Source organism: Streptosporangium subroseum (genome assembly GCF_900188345.1).
GTDB lineage: Bacteria > Actinomycetota > Actinomycetes > Streptosporangiales > Streptosporangiaceae > Streptosporangium > Streptosporangium subroseum.
This window is the reverse complement of the sequence record NZ_FZOD01000069.1, coordinates 1-21,976: the sequence shown is the minus strand read 5'-3', so window position 1 is coordinate 21,976 and position 21,976 is coordinate 1. Positions and strand designations below refer to the sequence as shown.

General features: G+C 68.5%; 21 protein-coding genes. 7 read left to right on the top strand and 14 right to left on the bottom strand.

Annotated elements, in window-relative coordinates; translation table 11 throughout:
- Positions 1-40: 40 nt before the first annotated feature.
- The 8 genes from CHC08_RS39830 to dacB form a co-directional block, all read right to left on the bottom strand.
- On the bottom strand, positions 41-478 hold the full coding sequence (locus CHC08_RS39830) for a nuclear transport factor 2 family protein (protein WP_089212573.1): 438 nt from the start codon (positions 476-478) through the stop codon (positions 41-43).
- On the bottom strand, positions 475-1,326 hold the full coding sequence (gene folP / locus CHC08_RS39825) for a dihydropteroate synthase (protein WP_089212572.1): 852 nt from the start codon (positions 1,324-1,326) through the stop codon (positions 475-477). Before folP ends, CHC08_RS39830 begins: the two co-directional genes overlap by 4 nt.
- 416 nt (positions 1,327-1,742) lie before the next feature.
- Complete coding sequence (gene folE / locus CHC08_RS39820; protein ID WP_089212571.1) at positions 1,743-2,321, bottom strand: GTP cyclohydrolase I FolE; 579 nt, start codon at positions 2,319-2,321, stop codon at positions 1,743-1,745.
- A gap of 2 nt (positions 2,322-2,323) precedes the next feature.
- A complete protein-coding gene (gene ftsH / locus CHC08_RS39815; RefSeq protein ID WP_089212570.1) occupies positions 2,324-4,327 on the bottom strand; it encodes an ATP-dependent zinc metalloprotease FtsH in 2,004 nt (667 codons plus the stop codon).
- A gap of 280 nt (positions 4,328-4,607) precedes the next feature.
- Positions 4,608-5,165: a hypoxanthine phosphoribosyltransferase gene (hpt, locus tag CHC08_RS39810; protein ID WP_218825710.1), complete on the bottom strand. Its 558-nt coding sequence runs from the start codon at positions 5,163-5,165 to the stop codon at positions 4,608-4,610.
- A 35-nt stretch (positions 5,166-5,200) separates the two neighbouring features.
- On the bottom strand, positions 5,201-6,196 hold the full coding sequence (gene tilS / locus CHC08_RS39805) for a tRNA lysidine(34) synthetase TilS (protein ID WP_089212568.1): 996 nt from the start codon (positions 6,194-6,196) through the stop codon (positions 5,201-5,203).
- 93 nt (positions 6,197-6,289) lie between these two features.
- The gene (locus CHC08_RS39800; protein ID WP_179282489.1) at positions 6,290-7,384 is read right to left on the bottom strand and encodes a zinc-dependent metalloprotease; all 1,095 of its coding nucleotides are present in this window, start codon (positions 7,382-7,384) and stop codon (positions 6,290-6,292) included.
- Positions 7,385-7,435: 51 nt separating this feature from the next.
- The gene (gene dacB / locus CHC08_RS39795; protein ID WP_089212567.1) at positions 7,436-8,821 is read right to left on the bottom strand and encodes a D-alanyl-D-alanine carboxypeptidase/D-alanyl-D-alanine endopeptidase; all 1,386 of its coding nucleotides are present in this window, start codon (positions 8,819-8,821) and stop codon (positions 7,436-7,438) included.
- Positions 8,822-8,926: 105 nt separating this feature from the next.
- Here dacB and CHC08_RS39790 point away from each other — a divergent pair, with 105 nt between their 5' ends.
- A complete protein-coding gene (locus CHC08_RS39790) occupies positions 8,927-9,424 on the top strand; it encodes an inorganic diphosphatase (RefSeq protein WP_089212566.1) in 498 nt (165 codons plus the stop codon).
- Positions 9,425-9,427: 3 nt separating this feature from the next.
- Here CHC08_RS39790 and CHC08_RS52625 read toward each other — a convergent pair whose 3' ends face one another.
- Complete coding sequence (locus CHC08_RS52625; RefSeq protein ID WP_275937240.1) at positions 9,428-10,639, bottom strand: C40 family peptidase; 1,212 nt, start codon at positions 10,637-10,639, stop codon at positions 9,428-9,430.
- Between the two features lie 247 nt (positions 10,640-10,886).
- A complete protein-coding gene (locus CHC08_RS39780; RefSeq protein WP_089212565.1) occupies positions 10,887-12,791 on the bottom strand; it encodes an RNA polymerase sigma factor in 1,905 nt (634 codons plus the stop codon).
- Between the two features lie 211 nt (positions 12,792-13,002).
- Here CHC08_RS39780 and CHC08_RS39775 point away from each other — a divergent pair, with 211 nt between their 5' ends.
- Positions 13,003-13,305, top strand: a complete 303-nt coding sequence (locus CHC08_RS39775; RefSeq protein WP_089212564.1) for a hypothetical protein — start codon at positions 13,003-13,005, stop codon at positions 13,303-13,305.
- On the opposite strand, the gene CHC08_RS39770 is transcribed toward CHC08_RS39775, so the two are convergent.
- Positions 13,283-14,089, bottom strand: a complete 807-nt coding sequence (locus CHC08_RS39770; RefSeq protein WP_089212563.1) for an FxLYD domain-containing protein — start codon at positions 14,087-14,089, stop codon at positions 13,283-13,285. The two genes, CHC08_RS39775 and CHC08_RS39770, sit on opposite strands and share 23 nt — an antisense overlap.
- Before the next feature lie 63 nt (positions 14,090-14,152).
- Positions 14,153-15,763, bottom strand: a complete 1,611-nt coding sequence (locus CHC08_RS39765) for an ABC-F family ATP-binding cassette domain-containing protein (RefSeq protein WP_089212562.1) — start codon at positions 15,761-15,763, stop codon at positions 14,153-14,155.
- Positions 15,764-16,027: 264 nt separating this feature from the next.
- Here CHC08_RS39765 and CHC08_RS53090 point away from each other — a divergent pair, with 264 nt between their 5' ends.
- The 4 genes from CHC08_RS53090 (at position 16,028) to CHC08_RS39750 (ending at position 18,900) form a co-directional block, all read left to right on the top strand.
- Entirely contained in the window at positions 16,028-16,135 is a 108-nt protein-coding gene (locus CHC08_RS53090) for a putative leader peptide (RefSeq protein ID WP_420823608.1), read from the top strand.
- A 97-nt stretch (positions 16,136-16,232) separates the two neighbouring features.
- On the top strand, positions 16,233-17,303 hold the full coding sequence (locus CHC08_RS39760; protein WP_089212561.1) for an ABC transporter substrate-binding protein: 1,071 nt from the start codon (positions 16,233-16,235) through the stop codon (positions 17,301-17,303).
- A 2-nt stretch (positions 17,304-17,305) separates the two neighbouring features.
- Positions 17,306-18,151, top strand: coding sequence for an ABC transporter permease (locus tag CHC08_RS39755; RefSeq protein WP_089212560.1), 846 nt, complete (start codon positions 17,306-17,308; stop codon positions 18,149-18,151).
- Positions 18,127-18,900, top strand: coding sequence for an ABC transporter ATP-binding protein (locus CHC08_RS39750; protein WP_089212559.1), 774 nt, complete (start codon positions 18,127-18,129; stop codon positions 18,898-18,900). Before CHC08_RS39755 ends, CHC08_RS39750 begins: the two co-directional genes overlap by 25 nt.
- A gap of 212 nt (positions 18,901-19,112) precedes the next feature.
- Here CHC08_RS39750 and CHC08_RS39745 read toward each other — a convergent pair whose 3' ends face one another.
- Together CHC08_RS39745 and CHC08_RS39740 are read right to left on the bottom strand one after the other, a co-directional pair.
- Entirely contained in the window at positions 19,113-20,273 is a 1,161-nt protein-coding gene (locus CHC08_RS39745) for a CU044_5270 family protein (protein WP_089212558.1), read from the bottom strand.
- On the bottom strand, positions 20,270-20,797 hold the full coding sequence (locus CHC08_RS39740) for an RNA polymerase sigma factor (protein ID WP_245878854.1): 528 nt from the start codon (positions 20,795-20,797) through the stop codon (positions 20,270-20,272). The genes CHC08_RS39745 and CHC08_RS39740 overlap by 4 nt, the downstream gene beginning before the upstream one ends.
- Positions 20,798-20,942: 145 nt before the next feature.
- Here CHC08_RS39740 and CHC08_RS39735 point away from each other — a divergent pair, with 145 nt between their 5' ends.
- Positions 20,943-21,599 carry a class I SAM-dependent methyltransferase gene (locus CHC08_RS39735; RefSeq protein ID WP_089212557.1) on the top strand — a complete coding sequence of 219 codons (657 nt, stop codon included), beginning with the start codon at positions 20,943-20,945 and terminating at the stop codon, positions 21,597-21,599.
- Positions 21,600-21,976 lie beyond the last annotated feature (377 nt).

Below are 21,976 nucleotides of genomic sequence, written 5' to 3'. Positions count from 1 at the left end.
ATCGGATCGCCCTCCTCGGCGGCCCGCTCGCTGCTCTCGCTCACGCGGATTCCTCTTCCTCTTCGTCGTCACCCTGCAGCACAGGTGAGCCGTGATGCAACCAGAGCCGCCACCCCGCCGACGACCTGACGAAGGTGTTGCTCGCCACCACCTTGCCCGCCGCGAAGCTGGAATCACCTTCGTCGCCCGCGGTGAGGATGTTCTCCTCGCAGGTGAGGATCGCGATGTCGCCCAGGACCATGACGCGGACGTCGGTCAGCACGAACTGAATGTAGGGCGTGTTGGCCATGATGAGGGCCCATGAGCGCAGCACCTCCTGCCGGCCGTTCACGATCGGCCATCCGGGATGCACGCAGCTCACCTGCTCGCCGTCGATGTCCTCGGCCCAGATCTCTGTCATCCGGTCGAGGTCGGCGTTCTCGATAGCGGTGTAGAACGCCTGGTTGACCGTCTCGACGGCGGTGGTGTCGACGCTCATGATCTCGCTCCCTGAACTGCGGCCACCACGCGGACGGCGTCCGCGTTCGGGCGTACGTCATGCACCCGCACGCACCATGCCCCCGCCTGCGCGGCGAGGGTGGTCACGGCGAGTGTGGCGTCGTCACTCTGGCTGAAAGGGCGCGGGGCGCCATCCGGGTCGGCGAGCAGGCGCCCCAGGAAGCGTTTCCGCGAGGCACCGATGATCAGCGGGTAGCCCAGCTCTCCGAGCTGGTCGACGCCCGCGATCAGTTTCCAGTTGTGTTCGGCGTTCTTGGAGAAGCCCAGCCCCGGATCGAGCACGATCTGGTTCTCGGCGACCCCCTCCGCCAGCACGGAGGCCACCCGCTTGGCGAGCTCCTCACGCACCTCGGTCACGACGTCGCCGTATACGGCCCGGCTGTCCATGGCATGGCTGTGTCCTCGCCAGTGCATCACCACGTACGGCACGCCTGACGCGGCCACGATCCTCGGCATCGCCGGATCGGCCAGCCCGCCGCTGACGTCGTTGACCAGCTTCGCCCCGGCCTCCACGGCCGCCTGGGCGACCTCGGCCCGCATGGTGTCGACGCTGACCGTGACGCCCTCACGGCTCAGCTCCCTGATGACCGGCTCGACCCTGGCCAGCTCCTCCTCCAGCGACACCCGCGCGGCCCCGGGCCTGGTGGACTCCCCGCCCACGTCGACGATGTCGGCACCCTGCTCGACCAGCTCCAGGCCGTGCCGTACGGCTATCGCCGGATCGAACCACTGGCCGCCGTCGGAGAAAGAGTCGGGGGTGACGTTGACCACGCCCATCACAAGGCACCGGCCCACATCGGGCATCCCCGGCACACTCCACGTAGTCATGCCGATAAGCCTAGGCGCTCCACATCCGTCGGCCGTCTCGTGGGTCCGGCTTGCGCCATAACGAATCAGCCCCTCCGGCCCCTCCAGCCCCTCCGTCACGGGGCAGGCAGCCATCGATCGGTGCGACGTTCGGGGCATCTGCCCGCCATGTGTTTCCTCCACTCGGGGGGTTGGAGCTCATTCGGGGGTGTGGAGCTCACCGGACCGCATGGCCGTACCCGCCGCGATCAGCGGATCGGAGAGCGTTCGGGATCAGGCGTTCGGGGAGCACCTGGCCTTGGCGAGTGTGGCGATATTAGCCCGGCCGGGGTCTGGCCGGAGTGCTTTCCCAGGGGGCCGCGGCCTATAACACAGAAACCTTGTCCGGACCGCTGGCAAGCGGTCTGGACAAGGCAAGGTTTCTGTGGACAACAGGCTCAGCGGATGATGAGGGCCATCGCCTCGGCGCGGGTCCGGTCGCTGTCCCGGAACAGGCCGCGGACCGCCGAGGTGGTGGTCTTGGCCCCGGGTTTACGAACACCGCGCATGGTCATGCAGAGATGCTCGCACTCGATCACGACGATGACCCCGCGAGGCTCCAGCACGTTCATGAGCGCGTCGGCGATCTGGGAGGTCATCCGCTCCTGCACCTGGGGGCGCCGAGCGTATACGTCGACAAGCCGGGCGAGCTTGGACAGACCGGTGATCTGCCCCTTCTCGTTCGGGATGTAGCCGACGTGGGCGACCCCGTGGAACGGAACCAGGTGGTGCTCGCAGGTCGAGTAGACCTCGATGTCGCGCACGAGCACCATCTCGTCGTGGCCGGCGTCGAAGACCGTGGTCAGGACGTCTTCCGGGGTCTGCCCCAGCCCGGCGAACTGCTCCGCGTAGGCGCGGGCGACCCGAGCCGGGGTGTCCTGCAGACCGTCTCGGTCCGGATCTTCACCGATCGCGATCAGAATCTCGCGAACGGCCTTCTCGATCCGGGCCGAGTCGACCTCGAGCGGCTTGCCCATGCTCAGTTTCCGTCCCTGGGGACGGAGTCCTGGTGACCGGCACCCGCGGGAAGCGCACCGTTTCCGGTCGGCTCACCCGCGGGGAGCGAGCCGTTGCCCGACTGCTCCTTCGGGGTGAGGATCGGCGGGCGGTCCGAGGGGAGCCGCTTGCCGTAGCCGGAGTAGGAGGGGCGCTTCTCCTTGATGACGACCGGGGCGAAGATCTGCATCACCTGCTCGCGGGAGAGCGTCTCCTTCTCCATGAGCTCGAGAACCAGGTTGTCGAGCACGTCGCGGTATTCGACGAGGATCTCCCAGGCCTGGTCGTGGCCCGACTCGATGAGGCGGCGCACCTCCTCGTCGATCGTGGAGGCGACCTTCTCCGAGTAGTCGCGCTCGTGACCCATCTCACGGCCGAGGAAGACCTCGGCGTTGCCGCTGCCGAACTTGCGGGCGCCGAGCTGCTCGCTCATGCCGTATTCGGTGACCATGCGGCGGGCGATGGAGGTGGCCTTCTCGATGTCGTTGGAGGCGCCGGTGGTGGGCTCGTGGAACACGAGCTCCTCCGCCGTACGGCCACCCAGCAGCATCGCGAGCTGGTCCAGCATCTCCGAGCGGGTCGCGAGGAACTTGTCCTCCATCGGAAGCGTCATCGTGTAACCGAGGGCGCGACCGCGGGACAGGATCGTGATCTTGTGGACCGGGTCGGAGTTGGGCAGCGCGTGCGCGACCAGGGCGTGACCGCCCTCGTGGTACGCGATGATCTTCTTTTCCTGGTCCGACATGACGCGGGACTTGCGCTCGGGACCGGCCATCACGCGGTCGATGGACTCCTCGAGGAGCTCCATCGTGATCAGCTTCTGGTCGTTCCGCGCGGTGAGCAGAGCGGCCTCGTTGATCACGTTGGCCAGGTCGGCACCGGTGAAACCGGGCGTCCGGCGGGCGATGATGTCGAGTTCGACACCCTCGGCGAACGGCTTACCGCGGCCGTGCACCTTGAGGATGCCCTTGCGGCCCTCCAGGTCGGGACGGTCGACGGTGACCTGGCGGTCGAAACGACCGGGACGCAGCAGTGCCGGGTCCAGGATGTCGGGCCGGTTGGTCGCGGCGATCAGGATCACGCCGCCCTTGACATCGAAGCCGTCCATCTCGACGAGGAGCTGGTTCAGCGTCTGCTCGCGCTCGTCGTGACCGCCACCGAGACCGGCGCCGCGGTGACGGCCCACCGCGTCGATCTCGTCGATGAAGATGATCGCCGGAGCGTTCGTCTTGGCCTGCTCGAACAGGTCGCGGACTCGCGAGGCGCCGACACCGACGAACATCTCGACGAAGTCAGAACCGGAGATGGAGTAGAACGGCACGCCGGCCTCACCGGCGACGGCCCTGGCGAGCAGGGTCTTGCCGGTTCCGGGCGGGCCATACAGCAGGACGCCCTTGGGGATCTTGGCGCCGATCGCCTGGAACTTGGCCGGGGCCTGGAGGAAGTCCTTGATCTCCTCCAGCTCCTCGATGGCCTCGTCCGCACCGGCGACGTCGGCGAAGGTGGTCTTCGGGGTGTCCTTGGTGATGAGTTTGGCCTTCGACTTGCCGAAGCTCATCACGCGGGAACCGCCGCCCTGCATCTGGTTCATGATGAACAAGAAGATCAGCACGATGATGACGATCGGCAGGAAGCTCACCAGAAGGCCGACGAGGAAGTTCTCCTTCGGCACGTCGACGGTGTAGCCACCGGTGAGTTTGCCGCTCTTGGAAGCGGCCTCTAGCTGGTCTGCGAGCTGGACGCCCTGGCCGGTCACCCACGAGGAGTAGTAGCGCTTCTTGTTGGTCAGAGTGACCTCGATGCGCTGGTCCTTGTCGATGATCTTGGCGTTGGCAACCTGACCTGTGTCGATCCAGCTGATGACCTTGGAGGTATCGGCCTTCTCGAAGTTACTGTCGCCACTCCACAGAGTGGTGACAAGCAGGAGCAGCACAACGATGCCCAGGATCCACAGCAGTGGCCCACGTGTAAATCGCTTGAGATCCATCCGATGCGGAACCCCGGCGGGCCCGTCCCTTCCTGACCATGGCCTGGCAACCCCGGGCGACCCCGGGGTTCGCGGTATCCCTAACCGCTCCAACTGACTACCCAGAGATGACGAAAAGCCATCCCTTCGGTGTCCGAAGGTACACCGGTGCGCCGTGCAGGGTAACTGCTCGAACAGCACCGGCTTTGCCCTACCAACGTACGTCAGGTAGGCCAGTGTTCCCCGCCGCTATGGGCAATGTCGCGTTCGCGAAAGGCGCGCTTCGCGCAGGGCGTACTTTTCAGCCCGCTCCATATACGTGCGGGGCGAGAGTTCCAATGAAGGGAAGATTGCGATATCGCTCTGCGTAGTCAAGCCCGTAACCGATCACGAACTCGTTGGGAATGTCAAAACCGACATACTTCACATCGATCGGCACCTTGATCGCGTCCGGCTTGCGCAGCGCGGTGCAAATCTCCACGGAGGCGGGATTGCGCGACTTAAGGTTGTGCACCAACCACGACAAAGTCAGACCGGAATCGATGATGTCTTCCACGACCAGCACGTGGCGTCCGGCGATGTCGGTGTCAAGGTCCTTCAGCACGCGCACGACGCCCGAGGTCTTGGTGCCCGCGCCGTAGGACGACACGGCCATCCAGTCCATCTCGACCGGCACGTGCAACGCCCTCGCCAGATCCGCCATGACCATGACCGCGCCCTTGAGCACGCCCACGAGCAGCAAATCCTTGCCCGCGTAGTCCTCGTCGATCCGGCTCGCGAGCTCCTTTATCTTGATCTGGAGCTCTTCCTCGGGGATGAGGACCCGCGAGAGGTCCTTGCCCATGTCGGCTGCGTCCACCTGGGATTTCCTTACGAGACGGGGCTGGATGTTCGTCACTGCCTGGCGAATATCAGGGTGCCACACCGGCGGACCGCTCCAACCCCCCCGGGGACCTCCACCCTCCGCTGCCCCCTCCACGAGGTCACCAGGCGGTCGACCTGAAAGATGTGCGAGGCCGCGAGCGTTCCCGGCGGCGCTCCCGCCTCGATCGCCGCCCGCCGCAACACCCGCCGCCGCACGGCGGCGGGGAGGTCCTCCAGCTCCGCCACCGTCACCACGACCGCCTCGATATCGCTAAGAGCGCAATCCCGGACGATCGCCCGGAGATAGGCGGAGTCGGCCCAGGCGTCGAGGGCGTCCGCGTCGTCCCGGCACAGGGTCGCGGTCCTGGCGAGCGCCTCGGCGATCCCGGGGCCGAGCTCGTCCTCCAGGACCGGCAGCAGCCGCTCGCGGACCCGGACGCGGGTGTAGCGGATGTCGAGATTGTGCGGGTCGTCCCACGGGACCAGACCGAGCGCCGCGCACGCCGCCGCGGTCGTCTCGCGGCCGAGCTCCAGCAGCGGCCGCCGGTAGATTCCCGCCCGCGCGGGCATCCCCGCCAGCGAGCGCGTGCCGCTCCCCCTGGTCAGCCGGAGCAGCACCGTCTCCGCCTGGTCGTCCCTGGTGTGCCCGAGGAGCACGGCCACCGCCCCGAGCCGCGCGGACGCCTCGGACAGCGCCGCGTATCTGGCCTCCCTGGCCGCCGCCTCGGGCCCTCCCGCGGTGCCGACCGAAACGGGCAACGCCTCCGCGAGGCCGAGCTCCAGACCGGGCGCGAGCCGTATGACATCGTCGGCCCGCTCGGGGGATCCGGCCTGAAGGCCGTGATCCACGGTCAGCAGCCCCGCCCGGAGATTCATCCGGGGCGCCGTGAAACCCAGTGCGGCGGCCAGCGCCAGGGAGTCGGCGCCGCCGCTGCACGCGACCAGCACCAGGTCACCCGATTCCAGGTCACCCAGTGCGTGTCGTACGGCGCGGCGGACGTCGGCGACTGCGGGATGCGGACCCATCCCGCCATTGTCCGGCCTCGGACCGGCCGACGGCGCCTTCCACCGTCGGCGGCCGAGCCGGTCCGTGGCGTCGCCGGCCTCCGGAAAAGAGGGTCAGCCGGTGGTGCCGCTGGCCTCCGGAAGAGCCGGTGCGCCGATCACTCTGGCGATCCAGCGCTCGGGATGCTTGATCTCCTCCTGGTCCGGAAGGGTCTCCGGGGAGGTCCAGACCTTGTTGAAGCCGTCCATTCCCGCGCGGTCGACGACCGTGCGGACGAAGGCGGAGCCCTCGGCGTACTGCTTCATCTTGAGATCGACGCCGAGCAGCTTGCGGATCATGCGGTCGAGGCGGGAGCCGCCCTCGCGCCGGTGGTGGAACTTGGCGCGAATGTCGGCGACCGAGGGGACCACCGACGGCCCGACCGCGTCCATGACGTAGTCGCCGTGGCCCTCGACGAGGGTCATCACCGCGGTGAGCCGGTCGAGGATCACCTTCTGCTCGGGCGTCTGGATGGCGTCGATCAGGTTGCCGTCGCCGCCCTTGACGACCTCGGCGACCGCGTCGGCGGCCGATCGGAGCCGGCCGAGGAGCGTGGGCAGGTCGATGTCGGAGGCGAGAAGGAACTCGGTCATCTGGGAGCGGACATACTCCCGCAGCCAGGGGACCCCGGTGAACTGCACCCGGTGGGTCTCCTCGTGGAGGCAGACCCAGAGGCGGAAGTCCTGGGGGTTGACGTTGAGCTCGTGTTCGGCGTTCACGATGTTGGGCGCGACCAGGGTGAGGCGGCCGGCGGCCTCCTTACCCGACGGGTCGGGCGGAAGGAAGAGCTCGTACTGCCCGAGGACGCGGGAGGCCAGGAAGGCCAGCACCGCGCCGACCTCGACCCCGGTGACGCGCGATCCCACGGCGCTCACGATCGCCGGCGTCTGGTCCCTGCGCTCCGCCATCCGCGTGGTCAGCGGCTCCAGCACCACCCGGAAACCGTCGACGTTGGCCTTGATCCAGCCTGGTCTGTCGACGATGGTCGCGGGCTGCGGCGCGGTCTCGGTATCGATTCGGGTGAACTCACGGACGTGCCCTTCGGCCACACGGGAGAGGCGTCGCAAATCCGCGACCGCCTGCCGGGCCTCCTCTCGGCTCACTTGCGGTCCGGGGCGCACCAGGCGCGTTCCGGTCGCTACGGCAAGATCCCAGTCGATCACCTGCATACCGTCCACCGTACGTGGTCTCCTTCCGAGTCGCGCGCATCGGACCGGCAATCACCCGGCGGCGACGGTCGCGGCAAGCCTGTCGAGAGCCGCCTCCGCCTTGCCCCAGCCGGGTGGGACGTCGTCCGCCATGAACGCGAAGGTCACCAGACGGCCTTCTCTCGTGGTGGTCACGCCCGCCAGGGTGTTGACTCCGTCCAGAGTTCCCGTCTTGGCGCGGATCAGACCGTAGACGGAGTGACTTTTGCCGAACCGGTGCCCGATGGTGCCGCTGAACCCGGCGACGGGCATGCCGCTGATGATCGGGTGGAGGCCGGGGTTGCGCGGGGAGGCCGCCGTCGCGACCAGGCGGGCCAGTCCCGCCGGGGTGATGCGGTTCTTGGGGGACAGCCCGCAGCCGTCGAAGATCTGCACGCCCTCGTCCGCACCGATCCGGGTCAGCACCTGGTGAACGGCCGCCACGGCGCCCTCGAAGGAGGCGGGCTTGCCCTCCTTGAGGGCGACCTGCCTGGCCAGGGCCTCGCTGAGGTCGTTGTCGCTGAGCGTCAGGGCGCGCTCGACCAGGGCGTAGACCGGCGGGGAGTCGACCCGGGCGATCTCCTGGGCGCCCGCCGGGGCCTTGGACCGCCTGTCGGACTGGGAGACCGTGATCCCGTACTTCGACAGCTGCGACACGAACGCCCCGTGCGCCACCCGGGAGGGGTCGGAGACCCGCTGGTGGCTGCCCGGAGAGACCCTGCCCTCGTCGACCATGAGCGCCGTGACGGGGGCGACGCTGCCCTCGGGTACGTAGTTGGGCTTCCAGGTCGAGGCGGTGCGCGGTCCGGTGTAGAGGGAGTCGTCGTAGGCCACCGTCACCTTGGTGACCCCCGCGGCCTTGAGCGCCTTGGCCGTGAGCCCGGCGAGGGAGGCCAGCGAGGTCGGCCTGGGGTAGTAGAGAGGATCCCCCGACGACCTGGGACCCGCCAGGGTGGGGTCGCCGCCGCCGACCAGGATGATCGAGTTGGGCGAGGAGCCGCGCACCACGCGGGTGCTCAGTCTGGCGTCGGGTCCCAGGGAGGCCAGCGAGGCGACCGCGGTGACGAGCTTGGTGGTGGAGGCGGGGGTGATTCCCACGCGGGCGCCGCTGTCGAACAGCGTGGCGCCCGTCTCGGCGTCGAGGACCACGGCTCCGACGCGGTCGCCCAGCGCGGGGTCCCCCAGCGCCTCGGTCAGCCGTCCAGCCAAAGTACCCTTGGCAGGGAGAGGTCCGTTCCCCCGTGCGGCCAGCACCGGACCTGCGGTGATGATCGGAATGGGAGACGGCTTAGCCGAAGCGACCGGTTTGGACTTCTGCGGTATCAGCTCGTTGCTGGTGAGCAGGTAGAACCCGGCCGTGACGGCGACCAGTTGCAGCAGGACGAGAGTGACCAGGGCCACCCACCGCTCACGCCACATTTGCCGCCAACCTCTCATCATCGTTATCCAAACAGGTGTTATTAACGCCTACGAGACATTAACGCCCAACCGGGTGCACCCGGGGGCTTGAGCGGAGGAACCGCGGTGGAGTTCGACGTTCTCGTTGAGATTCCCAAAGGGCAACGGAACAAGTACGAGGTGGACCACGAGTCAGGACGGATCCGGCTCGATCGGATGCTCTTCACCTCCACGCAGTACCCCGCCGACTACGGCTTCATCGAGAACACCCTCGGCGAGGACGGCGACCCCCTCGACGCCCTGGTACTACTCCAGGAGCCGACCTTCCCCGGCTGTCTCATCAAGTGCCGCACCGTCGGCATGTTCCGCATGACCGATGAGAAGGGCGGAGACGACAAGGTCCTCTGCGTTCCCGCCACCGACCCCCGGCATGAGCACATCCGCGACATCCATCACGTCCCGGAGTTCGACCGCCTGGAGATCCAGCACTTCTTCGAGGTCTACAAGGATCTGGAGCCCGGCAAGTCCGTCGAGGGCGCCAACTGGGTCGGCCGGGTCGAGGCCGAAGAGGAGATCGTGCGCTCCATCAAGCGCGCCCAGGACCAGGAGTACAACAAGCACTAGCCGTCAGGCGGGGCGGGTCGCACCGACAAAATCGCTGCGCCACATCGGTGCGACCCGAACCACGTCACCCGTCTGCGGAGCATGCACCATCAGCCCCTTGCCGACGTAGATCCCCACATGGTGGATGTCACCGGGATTCTGCGTGATCCGGCCGAAGAAGAGCAGGTCGCCCCGGCTGAGCTGGCTGGTCGGCACGTGCGGGCCCGCGGTCCACTGGGTGCCGGTCCAGTGGTCCAGCGTGATCCCGACCTGCTCCCACGCCCGCATGGTCAGGCCGGAACAGTCGAAGGTGTCGGGGCCGGCGGCCGCCCACACGTACGGCTTGTTGAGCTGGCCGAGCGCCCAGTCGGCGGCGATGTCTCCCCTGGACGACGCCGTGCCCAGCGCCGACACCCCCGCGGACGCACCCATCCGCGCCGTCTCACGCACCACCGCCGCGGCCTGGCGCCTTTCCTGCGCGGCGCGCTCTCTGGCGAGCCTGGCCCTCTCGACCTCCGCCGCCCGCTCCCTTGCGAGCCGGTCGGCGGTGCTGCGTGCCTCGTCCGCCTGCCGCGCCAGCAGCGCCTGCTCCTGCTTGATCCGGTGGGTCGCCGCGAGCTGTCTGGCCACGGCCTCCTCGGCCGCCTTCTTCGCCGCCGCCGCCCGCTCCTCGGCCTCCCGCTGGTCGGCGTAGGCCTCCTCGGCCTGGCCCTGGAGGATGGCGAAGACCTCCTGCGAGTCGCGTAGCTGCTTGAGCATCTCGGCGTGGCCGCCGCCCATGTGGGCCAGGATGCTGGCCCGATGCAGGTAGTTCTGGTCCATGGAGCCGCCGAGGTCGGCCATCATGGCCATCATCGGCTGGGCGAGATCCAATCCGCCGTAGCTCTGGGCGGTGATCGCGGCCACCGCTTCGCGGGACTCCTCCACCTGTGCCCCGGCGTCGGTGGCCCGCTTGCTCGCCTGCTCGAAGAGCTTCTGCGCGTTGACGGTCTTGACCCGCTCGCCGTTGTAGGCCTCGATGAGCTTCTCAGCCTCGGCGACCAGTCCTTCGAGGTTCGCCTGTGCCTCGGCGAGCATGACCGTGGTCGTGCTCAGCTGCTTGCTCCGCTCACGGGCCTCGGACCTGGCTTCGGCGACCTCGTCGGCCGATGGGCCGGGCCTTCCGCGCAGCACGATGTCGGCCGGAACACCCGCACCGGCGATTAGGCAGCAGGACAGGCCCAGGCCGGCGACCACCGCGACACGACGACGCCTTCTGGCAAGCGCGCGACGACGCCCTTTAACAGTGAAATGCATGCGTTTACCCCCCGAATTCCCGTATTGCCGCACACCGCTATGCAGCGCCGCATATCAATACGTATTGATGCGGTCCGCTGGGGGTTAATGCGGGCAACCGGTCTACTCAGAATTCCCCTCAGTCACTCTCCGCACACATGTAGCACACGTAACGTAATTTTGGGGATAGGCACCGCGAGGCTTTCCGTCAGGCCATCGGCTCCGGGCCGGAGGCCGAGGACGGCTGCTCGGTTGGCGCGGTCGTCGGCCGGCCCGGTGAGGCGGGCGGGTCGGAGCGGGTGGGAGGCTGCGGGTTCGGGTTCGCCGGGGCGGGGTCGGGAGCGTTCGGCTTCGGCCTCTCGTGCGAGCGAGGGTTCGGATTCGCCGGGGCCGGATTCCTCGGGGCGTCGTTCCTCGGGACCGGGTTCTTCGGGGTCTCACTCCTCGGGGCGTCGTTCCTCGGGGTCGGGTTCTTCGGGGTTTCGCTTCTCGGGGTCGGGTTCTTCGGGGTCGGGTTCTTCGGGGTTTCGGTCCGCGGGCCTGGGTTCTTCGGAGCCGGGTTCCTCGGACTCCTCGGGGCCGGGTCCGCCGGAACCGGCCGGGGAGCGGTCGAGACCGGTTTTGAACCCCTGCGATGCGGATGCGAGCCCCAGGCGCGCGGATTCGACGGCCCGGAGTGCGGGTTCGACGGCTTGGGAGTGCTCACGCAGCGGTGGGGGGCCGACCTGTGTCCCTGATGGTCACGCGGCTGGTGGTGCCTGTCCGGCGAACCCGTCCGGGAGGGTCCCGGCAACGTCGGCCAGACCGGACTGTCCGGACCATTGGGCCTGGGCGGCTCCACGGGTGTCACCACCGGCGCGTCCGGCCTGCCGCCCGGTCTGACCGGTCCGCCGTCCGGCTTGCCGGTGGGCCGGGGAGAGTCGTCCGGCTTGCCGGTGGGCCGGGGAGGGTTCACGGACGGCCGGTCGGCCGGGCCGGAACCTGCGGGGGTGCTCCGGTCGATCTCGAAGACGGGCCTGGTGGCGGTCATCGGCCCCCTCGCCCCGACGGAGCCGACCGGATAGGCGGAAACCCTCTCGTCGATCGGCTCCAGCGTCATGGGGGTCTCGTTGGGCTCGGGATCCCACGGCAGACGGATGCCCGGTGGTTCCACCGCGGCCGACGGCGTGCCCGAGGCGATGCCGACGATCACCTCGCCAGGCCTGCCCGCAAGGTAGGGAAAGATCATCGCGATGGCGGCGACCGCAGCGACCGCAGCCGCCGCACCGGCCATCGCATAAGGCCGGCGATACTTCCGGCGAATCCCGTCGGCGGGAAACCCGGCGGCGTCAAGAAGGCCGACCCTGCGGGCGACGTAGCGACGGTAGGGGACGAGCTCGGGATCGACGAAGCAGCTCATCACCCGCACGCGCAACGTCTTCGGCAGCGCGACCACGGGCAGCAGCTCGAAGACCTTGCCGGCGGAGACCTGCCTGACCCGGTGCGGCGCGCAGATGTCACAGCGGTTCACGTGGCGGATCACCCGCTCGCGCGTCTCCGAGGTGAGCTCGCCGGAGAAGCCGGTCGACATCTGGGCCCGGCTCACGCAGTCGTACGGCCCCTTGCGGACGAGGACCTCGGCGGTGACCACGTCACGCAGCCGCTCCCGAGCCAGTTCGTACAGCGCGCCGGCGGTCTTCACCGTGACTCTCAGTACTGCGGCGAGGTCGGTGACGGTCAGGCCGTGCCGGCAGGTCAGCTCGAGGACCTCCCGATCCTTGGGCGAAAGGCTCTGGGTGGCGTTCCAGGCCATGACGCGCAGATCGGCGTCATCGGCGCCGGCGAGCACCGGGCCCGCGACCATCGGATCGATGCCCATGGTGAGGTTGCGCCGTACGCACTCCCCCCGAGCGAGTGCGTACAGCCACACCTCCAGCCGATCGGGATCGGCAAGCTCTCGAATATGGGCCTCGGCCGCGATCAGAGTGTCGCGGAGCGCCACCTGGGCGGCGTCTGGAGTGCCCACCATTGACCAGCAGTATCTGTAGATGCTCTCGGCATACGTGTCGTAAAGCGCGGCGAGGGCACCCGGATCGCGTGCACGCAAGGCTTCGACCAGGACACTGTCATTCATGTGACAGAAGGTAAATGATTAGTAACTAAAAGTTCCAGTCGTTTCCATATAGTGACATCAATTATCTTCGTCGCGTCAGAATGATCTGCAAAAAATGCCGTACGGCTTGCACTCAAAAATATGGATAAACAGTTATTTGCCCGAATCAATGGTGCGCGGCGGCCTCCGGTCGAGATCACCGGAGAGCGGAGTTCCGGGCCGGACAAAGGCAGTGTCCGCCACCGGCCGCCTGGGCGGCAGGTTGCCGCTCGGGACCGGCGTGGGGGCGAGCGTCACCGAGGCCGACGGCGAGGGAATCGACATCACCGTGACGCTGGGCATCTGCGACGCCCCGTCACTCTGCGTGACCATGATGCGGCCGCAGCCCGGCGACAGCAGCATGATCAGCGAGACCGGCAGGACCCTCGACAACCTCAACGGCGATCGAGGACCGCCGGTCCTTCCGGGACGAGACACACCGGCCCCGCCTCGCCGTACGGCATGCGCCACGGTCACGGACGGCTGTCACCGGTGAGCGTCGTCCTGCCCCTGTCCTTGACGAACGGCGCCGTGGTCGGCTTGACGATGTGCATGGGAGCGACACCGCCCTTGGCCAGTTCCTCGTAGGGACGGCTGCTCGATCCCCAGGTGCGCGCGGTCACCTCCGCCGTGGCGATCTTGCTGGTGTCCGGGACGCTCTTGATCTGCAGGATGAAGCGCCGCTTCTCCCCGGGCCGGACGTCCTCCACGAACGTGCTTCCCCCGCCGAGAAGCTTGCCCGCCTTGTCCCGCAGGAGTGCGGTGACCGCCAGACTCTCGGCCGGCCGCCGGTAGGGCGTGCCGACGTATCCGGTGATCAGGTAGCTGCCGTCCTTGTTGTCGGTCAGCACGTCGGAGACCGGGAAGTGCAGGAAGGACGAGACGATCCGGCCCGCCTGATGCCACTGCGCCGGGCGATACTGAATGCTCACGGTGGTGGGCTTCTCGGCGGCGACCACCTGGCCGCTGAAGGAGAGCGAGTCGGCGGGCGGCACGGCGTCCAGCGGCTGCTCCAGCCGGACGACCTCCTTGCCCGCGGCGTCCTTCGCGACCACCGTGGCCACCGTGTGCTCGCCAAAGTGCCAGGGGTTACGGTTGGCGAGCACTCCGGCCCAGTTCACCACATACCCCTCGTCGCCCTTGACGATGGACGAGGCCTGTTCCTTGACCGCGAGCGGTTTGAGCGCGGCGACGGCCTGCTTGTCGTCATCGGAGCATCCGGCGAGGGCAAGGGCGGCGAGGACCGCGAGGGCACTGACGATTCGGGTACTGTACGTCACCTAGCCGTCATAACCCGTAATCACCCCGCGACCTCGCGGACACGCTCAGTCCGGGCGAACTTTTTAGCGCTGACGGACCACCCTGGCCTCATCCCATACCGGTTCGGGTGCTTCGTACACCTTTCCATCGGAACCGAAGACCAGGTAACGATCGAAGTCATCTGCGAACCAGCGGTCGTGGGTGACCGCGACCACGGTCCCGTCGAAAGCGTTCAGCCCCTCCTGCAGCGCTTCGGCGCTGGCCAGGTCGAGGTTGTCGGTCGGCTCGTCCAGCAGCAGCAACGTGGTCCCCGACAGCTCCAGCAGCAGGATCTGCAGCCGCGCCTGCTGCCCGCCGGACAGCGTCTCGAAGCGCTGCTCGGCGATGGTCCCGGCCAGCTCGTATCGGGACAGCACCTTCATCGCCTCGTTCTTCAGCCGGGCGTGCTCGCTCATGACGATCTCGACGGGCGTCCGGCCGAGGAGCTCGGGATGAGCGTGGGTCTGCGCGAAGTGGCCGGGCACGACCCGGGCGCCGAGCCTGGCCACGCCGGTGTGCCTGACCTCGCCCCCGGCGATCAGGCGGAGGAAGTGCGACTTGCCCGATCCGTTGGAGCCCAGCACCGCGACCCGCTCGCCGTACCAGATCTCCAGGTCGAACGGCTTCATCAGGCCGGTGAGCTCCAGCCCCTCGCAGATCACCGCCCGCTTGGCGGTCCGGCCGCCCTTGAGCCTCATGCTGATGAACTGGTCCTTCGGCGCCGCCTCGGGCGGTCCCGCCTCCTCGAACCTGCGCAGCCGTGTCTGGGCCGAATGGTAGGCGGCGGCCATGGTGTCCATGTATTTGGCCTTCTGCTTGAGCATGAGGACCAGCCGCTTGATCTTCGCGTGCTCCTCGTCCCAGCGTTTCTTGAGCTCGTCGAGGCGTTCGTTGCGGTCCTTGCGGGCCTGGGCGTAGGTGCGGAAACCCCCGCCGTGGACCCAGATGTTTCCGGACTCGACGGTGACGATCCGGTCGGCCGCGTTGGCCAGGAGCTGCCGGTCGTGGCTGACCAGCACCACCGTCTTGGGCGTCTCGCGGAGCACCTGCTCCAGCCAGAGCTTGCCCGGCACGTCCAGATAGTTGTCCGGCTCGTCCAGCAGCAGCGTCTGGTCGGGGCCCCGCAGCAGCGCCTCCAGCACCAGCCGCTTCTGCTCACCGCCCGACAGGGTGTTGACCTCGCGGTATTTGCAGTCGTCGTACGGGATGCCGAGCGCGGCCATCGTGCAGGTGTCCCAGAGCACCTCGATGTCGTAGCCGCCCGCGTCGCTGTAGTCCGTGATGGCCTGCGCGTAGCGCATCTGGGCCTTCTCGTCCTCGCGCTCCATCATCACGAGCTCGGCGGCGTCGAGCCGCTCGGCCGCCTGCCGTACACGCTGCGGGGCGACGCTCACCAGCAGGTCGTGCACGGTCCGCTCGTCACGGATGCTCCCGATGAACTGCCGCATGATCCCCAGGCCACCGGAGCTGGCGACGCTGCCCTCGACCGGCTGCAGGTCGCCCGCAATCAACCGCATCAGCGTCGTCTTGCCCGCCCCGTTCGGCCCGACGAGCGCCGCCTTGACCCCTTCGCCGATCCGGAAGGACACGTCGTTCAGCAACGGCCGTCCATCCGGCAATACATACGTCAGATGACCAACCTCAACGTGCGCCACCGCGATTCCCCTCCAAAGGTCCTCGCGCAGCGTACCCGCCGGTTTCCCATCCGGGCACCCTGATTTCCCCCGCGACGGCGGTCACGGAACCGTCCCGCCGAACGCGCGGGGCCGTACACGCCTGGCTTGACACGGCATCCGCTCCGCGACTCGCGGACGGCTTCCGGCGCCGGGCCCACGGAGGCCTGCGACACGTTCGGGTATTTCATGTAAAACCAGTAGGGAGTATTGCAATACGATCCCGTCGCGCCTAGCGTCGTGACCATGAGGAGCCAGGGGAGCCAGACAGGCCAAGGCACGCACCTGATCCGGCGGGTGCACATCGATCTCTGCCGCGTCGCCAGCGCCCAGTGTCGCCGCCTCCCCTCCTAGCGACCTCCTTTCTGAGCGACTCCGTCAGCCCGTCCCCCCGCCGCGCGACCAGGACGGCGCGCGAGCGTACGAACCACTGACAGCGAAGGACCATCACATGTCCTCCGACCCATCCCCCCGCCGAACCATCCGGCGATCCGCCCTCGTCGCCGTCGCGCTGCTCACCGGATTGACCTCGCTGTCCGCATGCGCCGGCGACGACAAGACCGTGTCGGCCCTCGCGGCCGACGCGCCGCTGCCGGCCCAGGTGCCCAAGGGCACCAAGCTCATCGTCGGCGATCCGGCCGTCAAGGTCGCGCTCACCCTCTCCGGCCAGATCGACAAGTTCTCCTTCGACATCGAGTGGGCCAACATCAGCGGCGGCCCGCAGACCACCGAGGCATTCCGCGCCGACGCGCTCGACATCGGAGCGGTGGCCGAGATCCCGGCGATCCACGCGACCTGGACCGGCCTGCCCGTGAAGATCGTCGCATCCAAGTTCCGCAAGGACCCGATCAACCATCCCACCTACGAGCTGGGAATCGCCCCCGGCGCGGGTGTGAAGACCCTCGCCGACCTGCGCGGCAAGAAGATCGCCTACAGTCCGGGCCAGGCCCAGGGCGCGCTCATGCTGCGGGTGCTGAAGAAGGCCGGGCTGACCAAGAACGACGTGACCCTGGTCGAGCTGCCCAGCACCGGCGATGTCTACGTCAACGCGCTGGCCAGCAAGCAGGTCGACGTCGCCCCGCTCGGCGGGGTCAACAACAAGCGCTACCCCGTCAAGTACGGCCGGGACGGCGCCACCACCATCCCGCACGGCATCCGCGACGATCCCAGTCATCTCTACGCACGGACCTCCACCCTGCAGGACCCGGCGAAGGCGGCGGCCATCGCCGAATACGTCCAGGCCTGGGCGCGCGCCGCCAGGTGGGTGTACGAGCATCCCCAGGAGTGGATCGAGGGCTACTACGTCAAGGATCAGGGCCTGACCCCCGAGGACGGCCGGTATCTGGTCGACCAGGCCGGTGAGCCGGACATCCCCGCCGACTGGTCGGAGGCCATCGCCCGGCACCAGGAGACCATCGAGCTGCTGGCGGCCGAGACCGGCAACCCGGTGCTGAAGGCGGGGGACCTCTACGACCTGCGCTACGAGTCCCTCGGCGCGAACGCCGTGAAGGGAGGTGCTTGACAATGGTCGCCACCGTCGGCACCCGGACCGACAGCACCTCCTCCGCGCCCGCGCGGTCGTCCCTGCGAACCCGGCGCAGACTGGGCCCGGGCCGGCCGATCCGCTTCGGCCCCACGATCGGACCGCTCCTGCTGCTCACCGTATGGACGGCCGGCTCGGCGACGGGCCTGCTGGACGAACGGGTCCTGTCGGCACCGTGGACCGTGGTGACCACCACCGGCGAGCTGATCGAGAGCGGGCGGCTCCAGGCCAACCTTCTGACCTCGGTGCAGCGGGTCGCGCTCGGCCTCGGGTTCGGGGTGGTGCTCGGCACCGCCCTGGCACTCGTCTCCGGACTCAGCCGCTGGGGCGAGGCCGTCATCGACGGGCCCGTCCAGATCAAGCGGGCGATCCCGGCGCTGGCCCTGATGCCACTGCTGATCCTCTGGCTCGGCATCGGCGAGGTCATGAAGGTCTCCACGATCACCCTCGGCGTCTTCGTCCCCATCTACATCCACACGCACAACGGGCTGCGCGGCATCGACAGCAGATACGTCGAACTGGCGGAGACGGTCAGGCTCAGCCGCCGGGCGTTCATCCGCCGGGTCGTGCTGCCGGGCGCGCTGCCCGGGTTCCTGCTCGGGATGCGGTTCGCGGTCACGACCGGGTGGCTGTTCCTCGTGGTCGTCGAGCAGATCAACTCCACCAGCGGCATCGGCTACATGATGGAGCTGGCGCGCACCTACGGTCAGACCGACATCATCATCGTCGGTCTCGTCCTGTACGGCCTGCTCGGCCTGCTCTCCGACGGCGCGGTCCGCCTCATCGAGAGGAGGGCGCTTTCATGGCGACGCACCCTGGCGGACTGACCACCGTCGCGCCGGCCGTACGGATCGCCGAGCTGACGCGTTCCTATGACGACCGGACCATCCTGGACAGCCTGGACCTCGAGATCCGCGCGGGCGAGTTCGTCGCGCTGCTCGGGCAGAGCGGGTCGGGGAAGAGCACGCTGCTGCGCGCGCTGGCCGGTCTCGACGGAGAGGTGGCGGGCACCGGACTCATCGACGTGCCCGGTGCGGTCTCCGTCGTCTTCCAGGACTCGCGGCTGCTTCCCTGGCTGCGGGTTCACGACAACGTCATCCTCGGGCTCACCGGGCCCGGCGCGGCGGAACAGGGCCGCGAAAGCCTCGCCGAGGTGGGCCTCGCCGGACGCGAGCGGGCGTGGCCGAACCAGCTTTCCGGCGGCGAGCAGCAGCGCGTCGCACTGGCCAGATCCCTGGTTCGAGAACCCGAGCTCCTCCTCGCCGACGAGCCCTTCGGAGCTCTCGACGCCCTCACCCGCATCCGGATGCACGCGTTGCTCCGCAGCCTGTGCGACCGGCACCGGCCGGCGGTGCTGCTGGTCACCCACGACGTCGACGAGGCGATCGTGCTCGCCGACCGCGTGCTCGTGCTCGACGGCGGGCGGATCGCGGCCGAACAACTCATCGACGTCGACACCCCCAGAAACTCCGCGGACCCCAGGTTCGCCGAGATCCGCGCACACCTGCTCGGCGCGCTCGGCGTGACCGGAGAACCCCGAGAACCCCGAGAACCCCGAGAACGGAGCCGGGATTGAGCGTCACCCCGCGACTGCTGAACCTGAACCTCTTCATCTACCCCGGCGGCCCGGAGCATGACCGACGCCGCTCTTGGGCCGAGGTCCCGCGCGGTGGTCCCGGGGGTGGGGAACCGTTTGCGCGGGCGGCGACGTCCAAGGTGTAGTTGGTTGGATTCACGGTCCGCCCCGCCGGGGGAAGCGGTGAGGCGGACCTCATCCCTCGTCCCGGTCTACTCCGGCTTGACGGGCTTCTTGTCGGTCCACGAGGCTTCGGTGGTCGACGTCCAGAAGATGGTGGTGCCGGGCTTCGCCCAGGCGTACGTCTCGATCCCGTGGACGGCCACGATCTGGTCGGTCAGCAGGACCCCGGTCTCCGGGTCGACGAGGAGCTGACGCTCGAACGTGCCGGTGACCCACTTCTCGGTCCGCGCGATGCCCTGGCCCTTACGGCCCAGCGGGTCGGTGACCTCACCCAGCGACCGCACACCGTCCAGCCCGGCGAGCACCTGGTAGGCCGCGGCCCGTACGGCGGGCTTCACCGGCATCTCGCTCAGCAGCCCCGAGGTGACCTGGTAGAGCCAGGCATCCGCGTCCTGCGGGGCGTTCGACTCGGTGCCGTGGCCGGCGTAGCCCTTCAGCAGCCGCTTCTTCAGGGCGTCCGCGGTCGTGGGCAGCGACTGGAGCTCGGCCACCGAAACGTTCCGCCCGGCCAGATCGAAGACCTTGTCGCCGATGTTGATCGGGTTGCCGAACGGCTTGCCCGCCTTGGCCTCGATCGTCCGGCTGACCTTGGTCGAGCCCTCGGCGCCCGGCTTCAGCATGTCGACCGTCCACTTCTTCGGCGAGCCGTCCTGCTTCCAGGCGTCCTCCGCGCCGGGGGCGGGCTTGGTGCCCAGGTTCTGGTCGACGAACCAGCTCTCACCCTTCGGCGAACGAGCCACCCAGAGCCGATGGCTGCCCGTGCTGTGCACCAGGTAACGCACCGCGGTGCCCACCTGGTCGGCGCTGCCGCTCACCCCCTCGACATACCAGTACGCTCCGCTCTCCTCCCGGGCCTTCAGCGACGACTCGGCCGCGACGAGAAGGACCTGCTTGGCCGAGAGCCGGAGGACCGGCTGTGTGCTCTGCGTGCTCCGCGTGGCGGACGGGACGGCCACCGCCGTCGGCGACGGCGTCGTACCACCGGTCGTGGTGACCGCGACGGCGACGGCGGTGACCGCCGCCGCCGCACCGGCCAGGCCCAGACCCCACACCGGCTTGGCGATCTTCCAGCGCCGTACCGGCCTGGCCTGCGACATCGCGCGAGAAAGCTCGGCGGCCCGGGTGCTCTCGCTCACCGGGGTGTCGAGGTGGGCCGGGCGCGCCGCTCGCAGTTGATCCATCGGGTTCATGACCACTCCTCACTGAGGTTGCGCACTCGGGACTGGGACGGGGCCGTCGGTGCCGCCTTCATTGCCTGGACAAGCCGCTTGCGGGCGCGGTGCAGCCGCACGCGGAAGGCCGTCGGGGAACATCCGACGACCCGGGCCGCGTCGCGCGGGGTGAGCCCCTGCCAGGCCACGAGGATCAGAAGCTCCCGCTCGTCCTGGGTCAGGGAGGTCATCGCCTTGAGAACGGCCAATCTCTCGGCCACCTGCTCGGCATGGTCCTCTTCCGTCCAGGCGCGTAGTTCGCCGGCGAGCGACTCGCGTCTGATCTCGGCGCGAATGTTGTCGCGCAGCACGTTGCGGGCGACGCCGAGCAGCCACGGCAATGCGGGGTCCGGCACGTCGTCGAACCGCCGCCAGGCGATCGCGAACGTCTCGCTCACCACCTCGTCCGCGACCTGCCGGCCCGCTTGGCTGACCACGTAGGCCCACACTCGCTGCCGGCACTCGTCATACATGGTGGTGAACCGCTGAGAGTCGTCCGTCACCGCCCGCCCCCTTCGTCCCGGGTGTTTTGTTCTGACACGAGGAAGTGGTCCGAGACCCTCAAGTGTTACAAACGACTACAAAACAACCCTGGCGGAAGCCGGTCGAGGACGCTTCTTGTCAGTGCCGGCTGACACGATCCACCTCATGTCAGAATCGGATACCGCATCAATCTCGTCCTACTGGGATGCCGCCGCCGCTTCCTTCGACGACGAAGTCGACCACGGCCTTCGCGATCCCCAGGCCAGACGCGCATGGGGAGAGCGGCTGCGCTCGTGGATGCCCCGGCCGCCGGCGGACGTTTTGGATCTGGGCTGCGGCACCGGCTCCCTGGCGCTGCTGCTCGCCGAGCAGGGACACCGGCCGGTCGGAGTGGATCTGTCCCCGCTGATGGTCGAGCAGGCCCGCCGCAAGCTCACCGCGGCGGGCTTCGACAGCCCGGTGATGACGGGCGACGCGAGCGATCCACCGGCGGAGGCCGGGCATTCCTTCGACGTGATCCTCGTCCGGCATCTGCTGTGGACCCTGCCGGATCCCGAAGGCGCCCTTCGCCGCTGGATAGGCCTTCTGCGTCCAGGTGGGCGACTGGTTCTCGTCGAAGGACGCTGGCAGACCCCCACAGACGATCATCCCTATGCCGCCGAGTCCGGACCCCTGCCCTGGTTCGGCGGGGTGACCGCCGAACGTCTCCTCCAGGCTCTGCGGCCACTCACCGCGGACCTGCGCACCGAGCCGCTCACCGACCCTGACCTGTGGGGCCGCCCGATTCACGACGAGAGATACGCCGTCATCGCTCACCCCTAGTCAGGCTCAGGTCCCGCGAGCCCTTGGGCCAGACCCGCCGGTCGACAGAGCAGGGGCGCTCGATCACCACCCACCGCGTCTGGGGAAATGGCTCCGGCCGGCAGAGGTGTCAGCTGGACCGCTGATCGTCTCTGCCGGCCGGAGCCGTTCTTGGGTCAGGACGCGGCCACGCGTCGGAGACGTGGCCGCGTCACCGGGGTGTTTTAGAAGGAATGACGGTAGTAGTTGCCCCAGTCGAAGGCGCCGGAGCGGCCTTCGCCGATGCGGGCGCGGAAGCCGTCGAAGCCGTTCTTGTCGCTGAAGCTGAACTTCCACTCGCGGTGGCCGCCGGTGGAGAAGCGGCGGTTGTGCCAGCCGTTGTCGTCGTGGTAGTAGAA

What these genes read in the sequence shown, in the direction of transcription:
- CHC08_RS39755 (WP_089212560.1), top strand. Translation starts at nt 17,306, where the DNA reads ATGGTCGCCACCGTCGGCACCCGGACCGACAGCACCTCCTCCGCGCCC.
- CHC08_RS39735 (WP_089212557.1), top strand. Translation starts at nt 20,943, where the DNA reads ATGTCAGAATCGGATACCGCATCAATCTCGTCCTACTGGGATGCCGCC.
- CHC08_RS53090 (WP_420823608.1), top strand. Translation starts at nt 16,028, where the DNA reads ATGAGGAGCCAGGGGAGCCAGACAGGCCAAGGCACGCACCTGATCCGG.
- folE (WP_089212571.1), bottom strand. Translation starts at nt 2,321, where the DNA reads ATGGGCAAGCCGCTCGAGGTCGACTCGGCCCGGATCGAGAAGGCCGTT.
- CHC08_RS39800 (WP_179282489.1), bottom strand. Translation starts at nt 7,384, where the DNA reads ATGCAGGTGATCGACTGGGATCTTGCCGTAGCGACCGGAACGCGCCTG.
- CHC08_RS39830 (WP_089212573.1), bottom strand. Translation starts at nt 478, where the DNA reads ATGAGCGTCGACACCACCGCCGTCGAGACGGTCAACCAGGCGTTCTAC.
- tilS (WP_089212568.1), bottom strand. Translation starts at nt 6,196, where the DNA reads ATGGGTCCGCATCCCGCAGTCGCCGACGTCCGCCGCGCCGTACGACAC.
- dacB (WP_089212567.1), bottom strand. Translation starts at nt 8,821, where the DNA reads ATGTGGCGTGAGCGGTGGGTGGCCCTGGTCACTCTCGTCCTGCTGCAA.
- CHC08_RS39760 (WP_089212561.1), top strand. Translation starts at nt 16,233, where the DNA reads ATGTCCTCCGACCCATCCCCCCGCCGAACCATCCGGCGATCCGCCCTC.
- ftsH (WP_089212570.1), bottom strand. Translation starts at nt 4,327, where the DNA reads ATGGATCTCAAGCGATTTACACGTGGGCCACTGCTGTGGATCCTGGGC.
- CHC08_RS39750 (WP_089212559.1), top strand. Translation starts at nt 18,127, where the DNA reads ATGGCGACGCACCCTGGCGGACTGACCACCGTCGCGCCGGCCGTACGG.
- folP (WP_089212572.1), bottom strand. Translation starts at nt 1,326, where the DNA reads ATGACTACGTGGAGTGTGCCGGGGATGCCCGATGTGGGCCGGTGCCTT.
- CHC08_RS39745 (WP_089212558.1), bottom strand. Translation starts at nt 20,273, where the DNA reads ATGAACCCGATGGATCAACTGCGAGCGGCGCGCCCGGCCCACCTCGAC.
- CHC08_RS39780 (WP_089212565.1), bottom strand. Translation starts at nt 12,791, where the DNA reads ATGAATGACAGTGTCCTGGTCGAAGCCTTGCGTGCACGCGATCCGGGT.